21 protein-coding genes are annotated in these 16,973 nt (G+C 62.8%); 1 reads left to right on the plus strand and 20 read right to left on the minus strand.

The genetic code is table 11. The features are described from left to right. Positions 1–53 precede the first annotated feature (53 nt). From ABG085_RS10280 to ABG085_RS10315, 8 genes are all read right to left on the minus strand, one after another. Positions 54–248, minus strand: a complete 195-nt coding sequence (locus ABG085_RS10280; RefSeq protein ID WP_347975647.1) for a hypothetical protein — start codon at positions 246–248, stop codon at positions 54–56. Then, positions 245–391, minus strand: a complete 147-nt coding sequence (locus tag ABG085_RS10285; protein WP_347975648.1) for a hypothetical protein — start codon at positions 389–391, stop codon at positions 245–247. Before ABG085_RS10285 ends, ABG085_RS10280 begins: the two co-directional genes overlap by 4 nt. A 76-nt stretch (positions 392–467) precedes the next feature. Beyond that, positions 468–2,558, minus strand: coding sequence for an exo-alpha-sialidase (locus tag ABG085_RS10290; RefSeq protein ID WP_347975649.1), 2,091 nt, complete (start codon positions 2,556–2,558; stop codon positions 468–470). Next, positions 2,551–2,901 carry a hypothetical protein gene (locus tag ABG085_RS10295; protein ID WP_347975650.1) on the minus strand — a complete coding sequence of 117 codons (351 nt, stop codon included), beginning with the start codon at positions 2,899–2,901 and terminating at the stop codon, positions 2,551–2,553. The genes ABG085_RS10290 and ABG085_RS10295 overlap by 8 nt, the downstream gene beginning before the upstream one ends. Position 2,902: 1 nt before the next feature. After that, entirely contained in the window at positions 2,903–3,703 is an 801-nt protein-coding gene (locus tag ABG085_RS10300; protein ID WP_347975652.1) for a hypothetical protein, read from the minus strand. Continuing rightward, positions 3,703–4,803, minus strand: coding sequence for a hypothetical protein (locus tag ABG085_RS10305; RefSeq protein ID WP_347975653.1), 1,101 nt, complete (start codon positions 4,801–4,803; stop codon positions 3,703–3,705). The genes ABG085_RS10300 and ABG085_RS10305 overlap by 1 nt, the downstream gene beginning before the upstream one ends. Beyond that, a complete protein-coding gene (locus ABG085_RS10310; RefSeq protein WP_347975654.1) occupies positions 4,800–5,237 on the minus strand; it encodes a hypothetical protein in 438 nt (145 codons plus the stop codon). The genes ABG085_RS10305 and ABG085_RS10310 overlap by 4 nt, the downstream gene beginning before the upstream one ends. Further along, positions 5,237–7,972, minus strand: coding sequence for a phage tail tape measure protein (locus tag ABG085_RS10315; RefSeq protein WP_347975655.1), 2,736 nt, complete (start codon positions 7,970–7,972; stop codon positions 5,237–5,239). The genes ABG085_RS10310 and ABG085_RS10315 overlap by 1 nt, the downstream gene beginning before the upstream one ends. Positions 7,973–8,016: 44 nt before the next feature. Between ABG085_RS10315 and ABG085_RS10320 the strand changes: the two genes are divergently transcribed. Next, a complete protein-coding gene (locus ABG085_RS10320; RefSeq protein WP_347975656.1) occupies positions 8,017–8,319 on the plus strand; it encodes a DUF732 domain-containing protein in 303 nt (100 codons plus the stop codon). Here the strand turns inward: ABG085_RS10320 and ABG085_RS10325 are convergent. From ABG085_RS10325 to ABG085_RS10380, 12 genes are all read right to left on the minus strand, one after another. Then, positions 8,316–8,606 (minus strand): hypothetical protein, encoded by a 291-nt coding sequence (locus ABG085_RS10325; protein WP_347975657.1) that lies wholly within the window; start codon positions 8,604–8,606, stop codon positions 8,316–8,318. The two genes, ABG085_RS10320 and ABG085_RS10325, sit on opposite strands and share 4 nt — an antisense overlap. An 86-nt stretch (positions 8,607–8,692) precedes the next feature. Further along, positions 8,693–9,265, minus strand: coding sequence for a hypothetical protein (locus ABG085_RS10330; protein ID WP_347975658.1), 573 nt, complete (start codon positions 9,263–9,265; stop codon positions 8,693–8,695). A gap of 79 nt (positions 9,266–9,344) precedes the next feature. Continuing rightward, positions 9,345–9,869 (minus strand): hypothetical protein, encoded by a 525-nt coding sequence (locus ABG085_RS10335; protein WP_347975659.1) that lies wholly within the window; start codon positions 9,867–9,869, stop codon positions 9,345–9,347. Between the two features lie 73 nt (positions 9,870–9,942). Further along, a complete protein-coding gene (locus ABG085_RS10340) occupies positions 9,943–10,320 on the minus strand; it encodes a hypothetical protein (RefSeq protein ID WP_347975660.1) in 378 nt (125 codons plus the stop codon). Next, the gene (locus ABG085_RS10345; RefSeq protein WP_347975661.1) at positions 10,317–10,706 is read right to left on the minus strand and encodes a hypothetical protein; all 390 of its coding nucleotides are present in this window, start codon (positions 10,704–10,706) and stop codon (positions 10,317–10,319) included. Before ABG085_RS10345 ends, ABG085_RS10340 begins: the two co-directional genes overlap by 4 nt. Beyond that, positions 10,703–11,089: a DUF6093 family protein gene (locus ABG085_RS10350; RefSeq protein WP_347975662.1), complete on the minus strand. Its 387-nt coding sequence runs from the start codon at positions 11,087–11,089 to the stop codon at positions 10,703–10,705. The genes ABG085_RS10345 and ABG085_RS10350 overlap by 4 nt, the downstream gene beginning before the upstream one ends. Further along, complete coding sequence (locus tag ABG085_RS10355; protein WP_347975663.1) at positions 11,086–11,646, minus strand: hypothetical protein; 561 nt, start codon at positions 11,644–11,646, stop codon at positions 11,086–11,088. The genes ABG085_RS10350 and ABG085_RS10355 overlap by 4 nt, the downstream gene beginning before the upstream one ends. A gap of 16 nt (positions 11,647–11,662) precedes the next feature. Then, the gene (locus tag ABG085_RS10360) at positions 11,663–12,478 is read right to left on the minus strand and encodes a hypothetical protein (protein ID WP_347975664.1); all 816 of its coding nucleotides are present in this window, start codon (positions 12,476–12,478) and stop codon (positions 11,663–11,665) included. 12 nt (positions 12,479–12,490) lie between these two features. After that, the gene (locus ABG085_RS10365) at positions 12,491–13,084 is read right to left on the minus strand and encodes a hypothetical protein (RefSeq protein WP_347975665.1); all 594 of its coding nucleotides are present in this window, start codon (positions 13,082–13,084) and stop codon (positions 12,491–12,493) included. A gap of 91 nt (positions 13,085–13,175) precedes the next feature. Further along, positions 13,176–13,793 carry a hypothetical protein gene (locus ABG085_RS10370; RefSeq protein WP_347975666.1) on the minus strand — a complete coding sequence of 206 codons (618 nt, stop codon included), beginning with the start codon at positions 13,791–13,793 and terminating at the stop codon, positions 13,176–13,178. A gap of 220 nt (positions 13,794–14,013) precedes the next feature. Then, positions 14,014–15,495, minus strand: a complete 1,482-nt coding sequence (locus tag ABG085_RS10375) for a phage portal protein (protein WP_347975667.1) — start codon at positions 15,493–15,495, stop codon at positions 14,014–14,016. 14 nt (positions 15,496–15,509) lie between these two features. Continuing rightward, positions 15,510–16,934: a hypothetical protein gene (locus tag ABG085_RS10380; protein WP_347975668.1), complete on the minus strand. Its 1,425-nt coding sequence runs from the start codon at positions 16,932–16,934 to the stop codon at positions 15,510–15,512. Positions 16,935–16,973: the final 39 nt, after the last annotated feature.

Here is a 16,973-nt window from a genome sequence, read left to right on the forward strand (position 1 = left end):
CCTCCGGGCAACAGAAAAGCCCCCGACATGCGGGGGCTTGAAGGGGCGGCGGGTTACTTGCCGTCGATGATCTTACGGATGGTGTTCGGTGCCAGGCCGGTGAACGCGGCGAGCTCACGGATCGACGCATCGTCGTTCGCGGCTGCCGTAATCGCATCCCGGTACGCCCGGTCAGCACGTTCCTTAGCCGCCTCAGCACGCCTAATCGCGGCCTGATGCTTCGCGGGAACGGTGCCCCTGACTGTCACTCGCCCAGTGTAGGGAACTCGTGCAGTGGGGCACCGCCCACCCAGTAGACGGTGCGACCGCACACGTCGGGTGACGTGCATTCGGTGTCGTCGTCGAGGTGGAGTGCGCCGACCGGGTAGACCCGGGTGGTTGTGGTGGTCATTGTCATGCCCTTCACTGTGTCACTGATTGATACAGTGTGCAAGAGGGACCGTATCAACCAGTGATACACACAGCGATCAACTCGCCTTGCGGAAGATGACCGCAACCAGACCAATGTCGCCGGTGTTTGTGTCGGCGCCGTCAGCACCAACACGGAAGACCCGGATGACGAGCGGGTTGGTCGGGCGCGAAACCCCCGCCAACGCGGTCGTCTCCTGCAAGATGCCGATCGTTCCCGACGCAGCGGCCGTGGTCACATTCGTGGCAGCAGCGCCGGAGCTCGGCAACTGTCCGACGATCAGGTTCGATGGAATAACTTGCCACCGGGTTGTGCCGGTGTTGGTTGTGGTCGGAGCCCACGCCAGGACGATGTCGAATGTGGTCCAGTCTGAGGGCAGCAACGGCGCCTGTCCCATGATCCCCTCAGTGCTAAGGGGGTCGAAAAGCCACACCGGCGGGTATCCGACACCCGTCAGCCCCGCCAGTGAGGGGCTACCCGTCACCGCCATGAATTCGCTCGGCGTGATGCTGATCTGCGTCCAGCCGCTCGAGCTCGCAGGCGCCTCGACAGGAACCACGTCACCCAGAGGTGTGACACCCTTACCGTCGCCCAGGTAACTGAAGGAGACGGTGGAGGCGGTCGACCCGGACTCCGTCGAACGGACAACGGCAACCAGACCGGCAGCAAGTTCCACCGGCTGAACGTATGTCGACTGCCCGCCACCCGGAGGCGTTGCCCCAAGCTGGCTTGCCGCAGTCCACGTCGCCCCGTTATCCCAGGATGTGATGAACGCGTGCGCGAGGTCGGAGGTGCGGCGCATGAACAGCACCATGCCGCCCGAACGGAGTGTCAGCCACGCGGGACGACCCGTTGCGGCGATCACCGATGCCGGCACAGTCCACGTCGCACCACCATCTGTGGAGACAACCTTGTAGATCGTCAGCGTCCCAGTGTCGGAACGCAGCATGGCCAGCAGGCCACCCGCAGGCGTCAGACCAAGGTACGGCTCCTGGTAGTGGCGTGACGCGGTAGGGCCGTTTCCAATCGTGACCTCACCGCTCCACGACATGCCCCCGTCTGTTGAGACCATCACTCGAGCGGACTGGAAGGTGGCCCCCGTGTTCTGCCCATAACCGGCCACGACCAGGTTCCCGTTCGCAAGTTCAACGATCGGACCACTGCACGCGGTCCAGTCGGTGAACGTGAACGGGACGGCACTCAGCGCGCCGAAGGTCTCACCCTGGTCGGTTGAGAAGGCGACGAAAACTCCGTCTGCGGTGGTGCCGTCGTGCTTGAAGACCGTCATCGCGATCCGGCCATCACTGAGTACGGTCAGTGTGGGGTCGCGGACGTCGAGCGAGTCAGACGCGACAACATAAGACGCGCCCCACGTCACACCGAAGTCCACCGACCGTGACGCACGAATCACACCGTCGCCCACGGATGGCGTGTGCGACGGACCCTGACGCCACACGGCGAGCAGCGAACCGTCACCACACAGCGCAAGGCCCGGGAAAGCGGAGTGGTCGTCATCGCTGACCGTGGTGGACACAGTGCCAGCCGTCACATTCCCCGAACGGGGCGAACCCGGCAACGGAGCTGCGAGATAGGTGATTGCGGCGGACCCCCCGATAATGTCCAGCTTCTCCGTGATTCCAGCCGCCACACGTGCATCCGCGGCAGCGTTGAAGTCGGTGACATTCGACGCTGTGTGCGTGTGCCCGACGTCGGACTTCCCAGCCAGTGCAGTCGTCACGGCGGTGTCGTCAGCCTTCGCGTCCAGCGCCGCCGTAAGCCCCGTAACGTCAGACTGGGCGTGAGAGTGCCCCGTGTCCGACTTACCGGCCAGAGCGGTCGCCAGGTCAGTCTGGTCGGTGAGCGTCCCCGTGATCGAACCCCACGCGCCACCACCGCCCACACCATCCTCGCCGGGCTGACCCTCCGGGATAGTGAAGTTCAGAACCGCAGCAGACGCCGTACCGACGTTCTCAACCTCAACATCAGTACCCGGCGCGCCTGTGGTCACAGTGCCAACCGTGATCGTCCCAGCCGGCCCCTGCGCGCCATCATCGCCCGGCTCACCCGGTGCGCCCGGAGTGCCAGGCTGGCCGAGCGGCACATCCACGGACGTATCGACGTGAATAACAACCTCGACAGACTCAGGCACGGGTCACGTCCTTGCGGTAGTGCGTGCGCGCCTGAACAAAAGTCCGCACCTCCGGGTCCGCCGCCTGGATGTCAACCCACCCGTTCGCGTTCCCCATGAACACCGTGTCCACCGGGGGTGCGGCAATAGTCAGCACGCCAGTCACTCCGCCCGAGACCACCTGAAGGTCGTAAGCCACCTCGTCATCGAAACTCGAGCGCCACTGAGCCGTCCAGTCGCTCCACGCCGACAGGTCGAACGGATCGCCCGCATCGTCCTTGACGTTGAAAGACTGCGTCCAGTTATCACCCCGAACGATGACGATCCACTCGTTCTCATCTTCCGGGTCATAGATCGCAACCATGTCAGCCCCTCATCAAGTTCTCGAGCACGGTGAGCCGTGCCTGCAACTGTGCGTTCTGCACGACCAGCAACCCCAGGTAGTCGATCCCTGCCGGTCGCCCCTCCGCATCGAACGTCACAAAACGTTCCGCATCAGTCCCCACCAGATCGTCAGCGATATAACCCAGCCGCCGACGACCGTCACCGTCGATGTACTCCCACTCGGTGAGGTCGGGGAAAATGTCACGCAGGCTCGGCGCGGGGATGATGTTCCGCTTCAAATGCCGAGCGGACGGGTTCGAGAACGTCCCAGGCACAACAACCGTGTCCGACGCGGTACCCAACATCATCTGATTCGCCGCCGTCGTCTGCGCACCCGTCCCAATCGCCGTACCACGCGAATGAGACGCAACAGCCTGATCGCCAAGAGCCGTCGTCTGATCGTGGCTGGCGATCGTATTCCTGCCGACCGCCGCTGATTGTGCCCCCGATGCGAGAGCGTTCAAACCCGCAGCGAACGCCCGAATGCCCGACGCGACAGCATCAATCCCCGTCGCGAAAGAGTTCTGATTCGACGCCTCACAGAACGGACCCAGCGCAGTAGCAAAGTCATCCGTTGCGAGCGCGAACGGCCCCAACGCGACACTGTCCTGCCCCGTCGCGGACCCGCTCGTTCCAAGCTGAATGGAGCGGAGACCAGCACCCGCATGGGAACTATCCCCACCACCAAACCCGACACCATCCGCACCCGACTGCGTCTCCAGAAACCGGACACGACGCATCAGGTCGGACATCTCACTACCCGGATTGTCGATAGCAACCATCAGACAAACTCCTCCTCGATAGTGAGCGTCAGAGTGTCGCCAACCCCACCCGCCAACCCGATCAACCGGAAATCCGTAGGCCCATCAGGTAGGAACGGGTCATCCGAATCGGTAACCGTGATCGTCGAACCCAGCACGAGATCCGTAGGCGAAACCTCCGTCGCCAGCACGGTGATCTCCGGTTGAACAGTCGCGTACTTGTACTTCTGGACCCGCGCAAACGCAAGATCGCCAGCAGCACCAGGCGTCGCCGCCATCTTCACCGGATACGTCGTATCCCGAGCTGGAATCACATAAGGCAACGCGTTCGCCGTACCACCCACGGCCATCGTCAACCCGTAACCCTGGCCGATACCGAACACACCCGTAACCTGCTTCAACCCGTCCTCATGGGACTTGTACGATGCCACAGGCGAATCCGCAGCAGTCAAATCAAAGTTGAACGTGCCACCAGTCAACGCACCCGCTCGCGTCACCCACTCGAGCGTGTCAGTGCCAGACCATTGCGGAACAAACTCCACATCCGGCCCACCATCCAACCCCTGAAGGTCATCAAGAATGTCCGCCACCCGCTGAAAGTTGTAGTTCTCATACACCGCAGAGAACGACCCAGACTCCACCAGCGACGGCAACACGATCGGCAACGGGTAGATGGCATACGGGGAACCGATCGGCCCCTTCAAACCCGCGTCAAGTACGAGACCCACCGCGGACACCAGCGACTTACTCGTGATCGTCAGATTCCCCGGAACCAGAGACACATCCGAGTACCCCGCCACACCAAACGGGTACCGGTAAGAAAACCACGACCGGATGTCCGTGTGCTGCACCGTCAACATCTGCGTGTCACGGTCATACGGGCGACCTGTCACAACACCCGCATACACGGGCACGTCATCCCAGCACTGCACCAGCACCCGGTTCCACGTCTCCGTGAGCGCACGCCACGTCGCCCGCGTGTGAAGACGATCCCCCAACGAGAACACATGAGACCCCGACTGGGTGACATTGAGCCGACGCGACCACGAACCCCCGGCCGGCTCAACCTCAAGCTGCTTCTCCCCGGTGAGCGTGTCACAGAACCAGTACGACCACGTCACGGAACAACCACCTTCTCCGGATCAGGCGCCCACAACTGGATCTGATACTCAGCAACCGACCCATACACAACGATCCGCAACTGCGGTTCCCCATACCGGGAGACAACAGCGGTCTTCGCACCCTTCGGAGTCGTCACCGTCAGGGTGTCCGAACCCCCATCCGCCAGAAGCCCATCCAACGCGTCCAACGCATCCTCGAACGCCACCGGGTCGTCATCCACCAGAACCTTCCCGGTGATCTCCACAAGCCGCCCAGACAAGTACCCGGGAGTGGCGAACTGACCGGGCTGGTTGGGGCGGTCAACATACTCACGTCGCATCGACGTGCCACCCACAAACCAGCCCTTCAGCCCATCCGCCGCAATCGTGTACGTCGCCGGACCCTCATGCCCAACAAACGTCAACCCACCGAGCGTCGCCTCAATGTTCGCCATCAGGCACTCCTCCGGAGCTCGAACTCGAGGGTGTGAGCTGCAGCCCGCCCAATCAGAATCGGGTCCACATTCGGCGGCGGGGCAATGTTCTGCGTGACGTTGACACTCGCCCCACCACCGCCACCACCGGACGCCCACCGGGGCATCGGCGCGGCGTACTGAGGCTGAACCTCACCACCGTCCGCATACCCACGGATACGCCCACCACTGTTGATGTAGTGCAGCAGCGCCTTGTTCCGCTGAGCCGCCTCCGTGTTGACAACGAACTCACCCGTAGCCGCATGGATCAGCACGTTGTCCTTACGTGACGGACGACCGGGGATCTCTCCACCATCCGCGAACCCACCCGCGGTACCGTCACCAGCCGCACCCTCACGAGTCGCCCGGTACACGATCGAACCCTTGAGCGTCCCGTAACGGGTCATAAAGTCGTCGATCGTTGTAGCCGCCGTCGCCGTGTCGGCGATTACCTTCATTTCCTTCTCATCGGGCAACGCGAACACCAAGTCGGCAAGCGCCTGAACCTCTTCCGCGTTGTACCCGGCCTCTGTGGCGGAGTCGATGAAGGCTTGTCGCTGCTTCGCGAGAGTGTCGAGGTAGATGGCAGTCGCCGCGTCAGCACCCAGGGTGGCCGAGTCAACCTCGAACTGTGCCAGGGCGGCGTCCTGCGCCTTACTCGCCACATCCGCGAGCATCGCCGCGTTCGCCGACCCGGCCTCAGTCGTCTGATCCAACGTCAGAACGAAACCGTCCAGCGTCCCAACGAAACCCTCCAGGGTGCCGTTAGCATCCAGGAACGCCTTCTTCTGCAAGTCGATGAACGCTTCCTTCTGGCGGTCCACCTCATCGCTGATACCCGCAAGCGCCGACTGGTACGCGGCGTTCGTGCTGACCGCGTCCTGACCGATCCCGTTCGCCTCATTGATCGTGTCGATGAGCTCGCGCAGGTTCGACTGAAGCTCCTCAGCCTTGTCCGCAGCATCCTTATACGCAGTCGCCGCATCCGTGGTCTTATCCGCCGACACATCCGCCGCAGCAGCCTGGTCCTCAAGGTTCTTGTCGGCACGCTCGAGCCCGTCAGACAGCGCGTTGACCGTGTTCACGGAGTTCGCGATCGACGGGTCAAACGGGTTCCCGTTGGCGTAGTCGTAGAGCTTCTGCCGCAGATCCTCGACAGCGTCGCCGCCCTCAAGAATCGCGTCAGTCAGTTCTTTCTGGGAGATGCCGGCGTTCTTGGCGCCGTCGAAAGCGCCCTGCTCGGCAAGCTTCTTCGCAACCAGTTCCCGCGTGTAGTCAGTGACAGCGCCAGTCGTCTTGTCCAGGGACTCCTCGAACTCCGCCGCCGTCGCGGTCGCCTCGCCCTGCCTCTGCGCCCAAATCGCGAACGCAGTGCCGGCGAGAGCCAGCGCACCAGTCGCCAGACCGATACCCCGAGCAGCAGACGCACCCGAAATGTTCAGGGTCGACAGGGCCAGCTTGAACTGTGCGATCTTCGGAACCGCGAGCAGAGCCGCGCCACCCACAAGACCAACAGCGGCAACAATCCCCGTGATCTGGGTGGCAACACCGAGAACAGGCTCAGGGATGCTGCCGATCGCGTCGACAATCCCGGTCGCACCCTGCGTGACCCCACGGAGAAGATCGTTGACACCAGACCCCGACTTGATGAGGGCGGTGTCGATCGCGCCGCCCAGCTTCTCCACGTCACCGGTCAGGTTGTTCAACCGGTCAGCGGCAACCTTCGCCGCATACCCCGAATCGTTCGTCTGGTCGATGTACTTCCGGATGCCGTCAGCACCCTCGTCATACAGGACATTCGCAACACGCAGAGCGTCGTTGCCGAAAATCTGAGCAAGAGCAGCGTTACGGGTCTCGTCCGTCAGCGAACCAAGGTTCTCGTCCAACTGGCCGGCGATCTCATCGAACGCGAGCATCTGCCCGTTGGTGTCATAGAAGGAGAGGTTGTACTCCTCCATGATCTTGCGGGCCTTGTCAGTGGGCGCCTGAATCGCGATGAGCGCCGCCTTCAGCGACGTACCTGCATCTGACCCGAGAAGGCCTGCGTCAGCGAAAGCCGCCAGCGTGCCCGTGGTGTCCTCGATGGACTGGCCCGCGCCGTTCGCGACAAGACCAACCTGACCGAGCGCGGCCGACAGATCCTCAACGTCACCGACAGCCTTACCCGCACCAGCCGCCAGAAGATCCGCGACATGAGGGATGTCTTCACCCTCAAGGTTGAACTGCTTCAACGCGATCGCAGCGATACCCGCAGCCTCAGCAACCTCAAGCTGACCCGCCGCAGCAAGGTCCAGCGCACCCGCCAAACCACCACCGAGGATCTGCTCAGTCGTGAGACCGGCCTTGCCCAGTTCCTCGATCGCGTTCGCCGCCTCAGTGGCAGAGAACACTGTCGAAGCGCCAGCCTCGAGCGCGGCCTCACGGAGCTTGCTCATGTTCTCGGCAGACTCCTGCGTCGCCGCCTGCACGTTCGACATCGCCTGATCGAACTCAGCGAACTTCGCCACAGCGAGACCGAACGCCACCGCCGCAACAGCACCGATCGCAGCAACACCGGCGCCGACCTCAGTCATCGCCTGATGCTGCTTCTCAAGCTTCGCCGCAGCCTTAGCAGCCTCGTCGCCAACCTTCTCGGTCGCGTCCTGAGCCCGCTTCATGTCCGTGATGTAGCCATTCACGGCCGCAATGAGCGTGACCTTCGTCTGGCGGTCGGCCAAGATGCACCTCCGCTAGATAGGTCTTGAGTTGTAGAGTCAGCGCCATGAAGCGCGTCCTCGCCGTGTTGTTACCTGTGCTGCTACTTACGGGCTGTGCGGCGCCCAGCGTCGATGACGCATACGTGGCCGCGGCACGTGAGGTGCCGGCGCTAGCCGACGCCGGCGCCGCAGACCTGACGAAACTGGGCCGTCAGGTCTGCGACATCCTCGAGGACCGGGGATTCGAGGCGGGGCTGACCGAGTTCATCCGCATCGCCAAAGAGACCGGGATGACAGCCGCCGAAGCGGGTCGTGTCGCCGGCGCCGCATCCGTCGCGTATTGCGACGAGTACGCAGACGAGTTCTAGTACTCGAACTTGTCGGCGGTGAAGTACACGCCGTTCAGGTTCGCGCCCTCACCCATCGCCTTGCGGTGCGCGTCAAGCGCGTCAAGGCGTTCCTTCTCAGCCCAGTTCGTGAACGGACCATTAGCGACGTAACGCATACCGGAGTACTTCATCGGGTCGGCCGCGTCGGACGTCGCCTCGGGCATCCACTCGCCGTTAGGTCCGGTCAGGTTGCGGACCATCTGTTCCGCGATGACAAGGTCAAGCTGGTCTTCGTCCCACTCAGGTTCGACCGCTGATGAGATCATGCGTCCGTCGTCGTCGTACTCGTAGAACGTTCGTGGCTCCCACCCCCAGAGTCGCCGTGGGGCGATCCCGGAGCGCGCGGCGAAAGCTACTTGCTGACGGAGCGCGACGCTGCCCCGGAGCCTTTTACCAGTGCGTTGAGTCGTTCCTGCGGTTCGTACTCGTTCAGCGACCACACGGCGTCACGAATCTTGCCGATATCGCTACCGGACAGGACGTCGAACAGGTCTCCCCACTCGTCGTCGCTGATGTCGACGGGTTCGCCGTCCTCCAGCCGTGCGCCGTAGGACACGTTTGACGTGTCACGGTAGCGGGCTGCGGCTTCACAGGCGGCGTCGTAGTTGTACCCGTAGTGACGGTCAATGGGTACGTCGGGCCGCACCGGGCACTTCGACGTCAGGTTCGACCAGTCCCGCCCGGGAAGGCGCGTGAGACGGATGGTGAGGAGGGAATCGGCGGACTGTTCCTCGAGCTCGTCAAGCTGGCACTGGATCTCGTCTGCCGGCGACGCAACACCCATGCGAGTGTCGGTCAGATCGACGGCCGCAAGTTCCTTCTCCAGCCGCTCCCGCTCAGCAGACACAGCGCCGTCGAGGACAACAACCACATCCTTGGTAGGCCGTGCAGCACGAGCCGCGGCCAACTGTTCCTTGAAGTTCATTCTGTTCACCGTTTACTTCACCGTGGAGGGTAGAACCTGACCCTGGGGCACGGTGAGAACCCCAGGGTCAGGAGATGGATCACGCCGCGATAACGCCGTGAACGATCGGGCCGGTGATCGACGCACGCTGCTTGATGAGCGCCTTACCATCCGGGGTGACGGGGAAGATCTGCGTACCCAGGGTCACCGGGATCGTGTAGACCTTCTGCGCCGCCGTCGCCACCGTCGTGTTGGTCACATTGCGGCGAACCACGAAATAACCCGAGATCGACGTGGCCGAACCAACCGGCTTCAGCACCACAGCCGCCGAAGAAGCCTCAGTGGCGTCCACGTACTCGAGCATGCCGAGCGTGTCAGTACGGATACCGAGGGCTTCCAGGTCGACCGTGAGACCAAGACGGGAGTCCGTGTCAATCACCTGGTCGGCGTCGAGAGCGAAACCACCCGGCGTGAACGAATGCGTCACCCGGAACGTGGTTGCGGCGTCGAACACCGAAACCTTGCTGGGTGCGGTGAGGGAGGCCATCGCACCACCAACCCACCAGATGACCAGGTTTCCCTTGACATCAATCGCGGCGGGAACAACGTCAGCTACATCAGCCATGTTCAGTCCTTTCTTCTCCCCGACAACCGGGGTTCTTCCTTGGGTTGCCCTCCAGGGAGTAAGGAGGGAGTTCTTACGAGTGGGTCAGGTCGAACTGGTCGACGAGATACCACAGGGGTGGATTCGCTTCCTTGTCCAGCCGGGGCGGCAGAGACACGGGATGTGTGAGCCGGCCAACACCGGGGATGACGTAATCCGTCAGCAGCCCGACAACACGACGCCCAACCCACTTCGCCTGCTCAACCGTCGTCGCGACACTGTGAATCGTGTACGTCGTGTCGTTGACGTTCGACGGGCCACCCAGCCGATCCGACGTATCTGCACCGAGCGGTGCAAACACGGACGCGTAACGGGCGGGAGGGTTCGTCACCGTGCCCTCATAGATCGCGTTCGCGAGCTGCGAGTCAGAGCGGAGCCGGGCGAGAACTGCGGCGTCACCCGCGGCGCTCACAGGATGTCCCCCGCGGCGATCTCGAGGCCCTTGATGAAGTCGGCCTCGTTCTTCTGCAACGCCGCGTGACCGTAGCCGGTGGGAGACGCTGAAGGGGTGCCGTATTCGAGATAACCGACCAGACCACCGACCCAGTGACTTCCCTTACCGCGATATGTGGGGCCGATCTCAACCGCCACGCCTTCTGGGTTGTCCGTGAACTCGTAACTAACGGTGGACGCGCCGCGGGGGATCATCTCGGATTGCTGAAGGGGCTTACGCCAGTCGTCCTTCACGTGGCGAGCCGTAACCTCAAGCGCCTTGCGGACGTTCGCGTGTGTCTTCGCCGGCACCTCACCGAGATCCGCGGCCAGCTTCGACAACTCCGAGAAATCAAAGGTCGTCACGTCTGCACCTCCACCGGGAAACGTCGCGCGGTCGCATCGGTCTGGAAGAACACGCCCTCGATGTTCAGCCGCAGCCCCACACTCGCCGGATCATTCACAGAAGCCGTGATCTCGACCGAGTCGTTCACTTGCACACCGCCCGACGTCGCGACAGGAAGGTCCAGGCGGGGCGTCTGCGCTGCAAGGTTCTGCCCCTGCGCGTCCACCGACCCGACGACCGTTGAGGTGAGCTTCAGCCGTGCCGGACCGTTATAGATCGTGGTCGTCGACGGCGTGTAAGTGCCCGTCTCCTCATCGAAGACAGGCTCCGATTCGCGGGTGATGACGACCGTGTCCGTCATGCGCGCTTCGGCGAAGTTCCGCCCCAGCCCGAGGATGCTCACCGAGTCTCCACCACCGTCACATCACCACGGCCGAACTGGCGGCGGATGAGGGCCTGCTGCGGCTCCGGAAGCACCATCCCCGACCCGGTGCCACCGTCCGCAAACGCGGCCCGGAAATCATCGAGCGCAACCGACGACAGCCCACCAAACGTGAGCCCCGTCCCCGTCTCAACCGCAAGGATCGCCTGCGACACGAGAACAGCGGAGAACGACACCAGCACAGGCGGCGCCGTAGCAACACCCCACGTGAACGTCACATCCACCGGGTCATCACAATCCACCGTCAAGTACCCGGGACGGTACGTGTAATCAACCGCCACCGCATCACGTTCGACCGCGTCCACGGACACGACCGGATACTGAGGCAGATCAACCCGCCCAGCATCCGGCCATGCCGTGAACGTCGAAGTCGTCGTCGGGTAAACGTCCTGCCCGATAACCGACCGAAGGTACGCGGAAGCGTCCACCAACAGTGTGGTGACCCACTCATCCTCCGCACTCGTAAAAGTACGGTTCAGACGAGCGGCGACAGCGTCAGAGTTGGTGAACGCAACCACGATTTACCCCCTAGGGTCAGGCCGAGACGTAGTGCTGGATCGCCGTAGCGCGGAGAGCCTTGGCGCCGTACACGTGCAGACCGTCGATCTGGTCACCGAAGGCGTCCAGTGCGACGTTCGCGCGCTGCTTGACGATCTGCTCAACGAACGCGAACGCGCGACCCCAGTAGCCGATGAAGACCGGCTTGGAGGTGTTCGCGATCGCGGCCGAAGGGGTCTCCACGACGGTGAAGCCGCGGTACTCGCCGATGACACCGTTACGGAGCGTCTGGTCAGAACCCGACTCGTTCGCCTTGAACAGCGAGGTCGAGGGGTTCATCAGGAACGCCGCAGCCTCGGGGTTGACGGCCAGGTAACGCTGAGCGGAGGGAACCTTCGCCTTGACCAGCGCGGTACGGATCGCGACGACAGCCGAGTCGGCCAGCGCCGCAGTCGTGACCGCAGTGGTACCAGCCGAAGTGCCACCGGACAGCATGGTCGTGAGAACGTAGTCCTCAGCGACGTCAGCGAGACCCGCAGCCGCGTCAGTCTGGAACTGGTCGAACGAACCAGCAGCCTGCACCCGGTCCACGTCATCGACGAGGTACGCGTAGTACTTCTTCTGGTCGATCGTCAGCGTCTGGCTCGAGTCAGTGAGCGCCTGACGGGTGATCGAACCCGAGTAGGTGCCGATCGTCGGCTGAGTGAAGCCAGTGATCTTCACCGCCTCACCACCGTTGACGATGTCACCCTCGTAGTCCCGGTTCAGGGTCGGGATGACGAACGTGTTCTGGTGCAGGTTCTCGAGGAGGCTTGCATGCCAGATAGTGGGGCGATAGTTAGTGATAGCCATGAGCTACCCCTTTCAGGATTTGCCGAGGAGCTTGTCCAGCCGGCCTTCACGCCGTGCCTTGTTGATCTCCGCGGGAGACATTTGTTCAAGGTCGTAATCAGTGAGCTGCTTAGGTGCCGCGGCGCGGCCCTTCGCCCCCTGATCGGCCGAACCGAACCCGGGCGCCGTGACGGCGAGCTCCGGATAGTCGGTCAGCAGGGTGTCGATCGCTGAAGCGAGAGCATCCGCATCAACCTCGCCGTCGTCGTCGACCTCAATCGCTGAGGCGTCGATCAACTTCACGGCAAGGGCGGGGTTCTTCACCCGATTAGCAGCAGCAGCGCGAATCTCCGCCCGCACAATGCGGTCGTTCGCCTTCGTGGTCGCTTCAGCAGCGGCCTCCCGGCGTGCCAGCTCAAGGGCCTGCTCATCAGGTGCCTTGTTGGCGAGTTCACGTTCCTGCTCGAGCTCACGGAGACGCTTCGACGCTTCCTTGTGCGCCTTACGCTCCGCAGCCAGAGCCTTCTTCAGACCCAAATTGGGGTCTTCTTCCTGCTCCTGCTCCTCAGACTCGACTTCTTCGATCTGGTCCGTTTCGGTCGTCTCGACCTCTTCGGTTTCAGACATGTGGAATCACTCCTAGTTGGGATAGAAAAGGCCCCATCACGGGGCCAGATGCCACCCCAAACGGGGTGATTCGCCGCATCGCGCGGGAAACTCAGAGGGACGGGTTCAGCCGTCCGGTTTGGTAGTTGACGTAGCCCTCGGCCTGGAGCATCCGGATCGCGTTCGCACGGGTACCGGCCGTCCGGTAAATGTCATCGACCGTCATCCGCGACGGAGTGCCGAACCGACGCTTACCTTTCGCGGTACCAAGCCCGCGCTGGTCGATGTTCACCACGCGGGACACGTCAGCACCGTCACGTATTGCCCTGGCGCCGGTCTTCGTGAAGATCCGGTCCTGTTCCGCCTTCGACAGCGCCCCGAAATACTCGGCCGGGTCGGTAGTGAAGTCCTCACCGACTGACTCAGAGGCCGGAATGTGGATGCAGTCGCACCGCGGATGCCGCAGGAACCCCTTGTTCCACGCGAACCACTTACCCGCGAGGATCGCGCACCGTGCACACGACGGCGGGTTCAGCATCCGCGCGTAACCACCCAGGCTCGGGCGCTGAATGATGTCGGCGTGGTACACCTGCCGGCGCGTGTCCGCGAGGACGGTAAGCACCGTCCCGGTCAGCCACGTGCCACCCTGCGCCAGCGCTTCGGGAACGGTCGCACCACCCGCGATAGCCGACTTCGACAGCACAACGGCCTCGTCAAGCAGGGAACTCACGGGGCGACCGTCAGGGGCATCCCGGGTGAAGCGCGCCGGAACCAGCGCACCCACCCCAGGAGCCGCCTGACCGGTCTCTGACAGCACAGAATCCGTGTAGGGCACCGCGACACGTACCGACGCGTCTCGACCCGTCTGAACGACGCTCAACACAATCGGCGAAACCCGCACCCACTCGGCCGAGAACTCCGTCCCAAGCCGACGCCACAGCTTTGCGACGCTAGAGGCTGTCGTCCCCGCTATCGTCTGCTGCTTCCGGTACTGATCCGCCGACGCTTGAGGAATCATCGAGTCCCCTCATCGCCGCCACAATCTGCGGGTCATTCAGTTCCGCCTCACGCATCTTCAAGATGCGGCGAATGTCAGCCGGCGAATGCCCCGACTGCTCCAGCAGATACTCGAACGGGTACCCCATCTGACGCTTCTTCACCAGAGCGTCCGCGAGCTGCGCTTCCGACCGAATCTCACGCGACTGCCACACGATCTGTGCCAGGCGTGACTGCTCCGCGAGCTTCTTGTCACCCTCCACCAGAGCCACGAGACGCAGCAGTTCCCGCAACTGCGGGTCCGTGAACGTGATGAACTCGTCCGACTTGTTGACAAGGCCGATCTCGGACGCCTTCAGACCCTCGGCGTTCACGTTCGACATGCCCGTCTTCGTCACCAGGTACGTCGGCGGGGTCTGCGTCTGAGCGAAGATATGCCCAACCGCAATCTCGATGGTGTCCGTGAAAATGTCGAGGGAAGCGGCCTTCCAGGAGTCGATCTTCGCGTTATCGCCCGTGATGCTAATGAGGCGCTTCTCGCGAAGATCCTTCATCTCCACCGGACGCTTGCCGATGACATTCCCCTCGGAATCAAGGATCGGAATCATCGGGGGCTCGGCGGCGAGCATGACGCGCGCATCCATCGAGGCGTAGTCGGCTGCGAGCATCAGATAGGCCCACATCAGGTTCACAAAATCCTGCATGGGCATGACGCCCTGGATCTCGGACCGCGGGTCGCCCTTCAGCGTCGGCCGGTTAGCGATCTCCACCACCGGGACGACACCCAGAGGGTTCGCGATGACCCACTTCTCACCCTCGGACTCACGAGGAACCCACCCGCCGTCCTCAGCGCGCCCGGTACGCGACTGAAGCGCCTGAGACTGCCGGTCCTGCTTGGGGTTCGGACGCTTTCGCTGCCACTTGAACAGCTCAGCCGGCGTGTAGAGAGTCGCGAACTCAAGGTCTTCATCCACCCACGTCTTCAACGCAGCAGAACGCAGACGAGGGTTCTCCCAGTCGTACTCAATCTCCACGTTCGACGGGTGCTCGAACGTAACCAGAGGCTTACCCTCAGCATCCGCCCACACGATCGCGAACGTTCGCTTAGCCGTCAGCGACGCAACCACACCCTGCGAGAACTGCGAATCGAACTCGTTCATCTGCAACGAGTCCCACAGCTTCGACGCAGCCCGCTTCGGGAGATTCGCAACCCCGATGGGCTTGAGCCGCTGAGCCTCCGCGTTGACGACCGTCGCACACCAGTTGTCCGAGAACCCTGCGTACCGCGCCGCGTTCTGCTTCCGCCACTCGGCAGTCGCAAACGACAGGGGGTGCTCGCCGTTGTAATACGACTCCGCCTTGTCGATGTCCGCACGCCGGTTGTTGAGACGGGTGTAGATGCGCTGCGTGAGCTTCCGGGCCGCTTCCACGTCCATGCGACCCCCTGGGGCTAGGTATAAATGAAGTTGTCCGGACGCCCAGTTAGAGCTCCGTCAGCGATTGCATCCATGCGCGCCTCATGTGCGAGCACAGACGTCATGGCAAGGTCGATCTTTTGCGGGTCGGTCGGTTTTCCGATGAAGTACCGGTTGATACCCGTTGCCGGGTCCACCCCACGCGCGCGGAGGATCGCGTTACGCAGGTGCGCCTCAACGTCCACGTCCCCGTCGTGCCGGAAGTCCGACTCGGTGTTGTAGACGTCGGTGCGGAACCGCTCGAGCGCCGCGTGCATCGGGTTCAGGCGGTTCGTGGCCCACTTGATGAACACCTTGTCGCCATGCTCAGCGGCCAGGTTGTCCGCCTCGGACTCCCAGAACGCAGGGTCCAGGTACGCGCGGACAATCTCGAACTCGGATGCGATCTGCGACCATGCAGCCATGACCTCAGCGCGCGGGATACGCCCATCCCAGTCCTGCGGGCGCCAATGCGTCCGCCGGCGAGCATCCCCATACGTCGGGGTGAACTGGTAGCCGTCCAGAGTCTCAAGACGGATGCCAGTGTGGTCGTCGTTGTTCGACCCGTCGAACCCCGCACACACCTTCGTCCGCGGTGTGACCGTAATGGGCTCCACCTTCCGGTCAGCCCATTTCGTCATGTCGAACCACGAACCAGAACCAGCAACAATCCGGTTCCCAAAGAACCGCTCCGCCTCAGCCGGATTCACCTCGCCCAGCGCAGACGCCTCAGCCTCAATCGACCGCTGATCCACCCACGGCGAACCGCCATAGTTGAACGCGAAAATCAGCGCCCGATCCTTCTTCAAATCCCAGCGAAGAGTGGCCGGCGGCGGGAAATAGTGCTTGAGGACGTCCTTACGCTTCGACTCATGCGTGTCCTGCGCCTGAGAAGCCTCAGCAGGGTCATACGGGTTCGTCGTCTCCGACACCCGACCACCCATACCCGCAGCACCACGCCGCAAAGTGCGCATGAACTTCTTCATCTTGTTCGAGTCAGTCCACAGACCCGTCTCATCACACTTCCCCGCCGAAATACGGGCACCAAGCTTGCCGTCAGCCTTCGACGTCACAATCTCAACCCGCGAATCACGGTTCCCGTTCGGATGACGAATGAACGCCTCACCAGTACGGATCATGTTCGACAACGGACCCGAATCGATCATCGGGATAAGCGCACCCCAGGTGTTCTCCACCTGATCCTCAACGACAGCCGCAAGCTGGATTCGCGGGGTAGGCCAGTGACGGCCCTTCGGCTCCCCTACCTCGTAGAAGTACACGCCACCACACGGGCAACCATGATCGGCGCACGCGTAGTAGTCGCCCTCAGCCGCCCACCCGTCGAACAGAGCCGGCCCAACGAACTCGAGGCACGTCTCCGCGGCCACACCAGGCGACTTGCCGACCTTCTGCGCGGCCATCCACTGCCCCGTGCGGTACCGGAACGCGACGTTGCGCTC

Source organism: Microbacterium sp. ProA8, assembly GCF_039905635.1.
Taxonomy (GTDB): Bacteria; Actinomycetota; Actinomycetes; order Actinomycetales; family Microbacteriaceae; genus Microbacterium; species Microbacterium chionoecetis.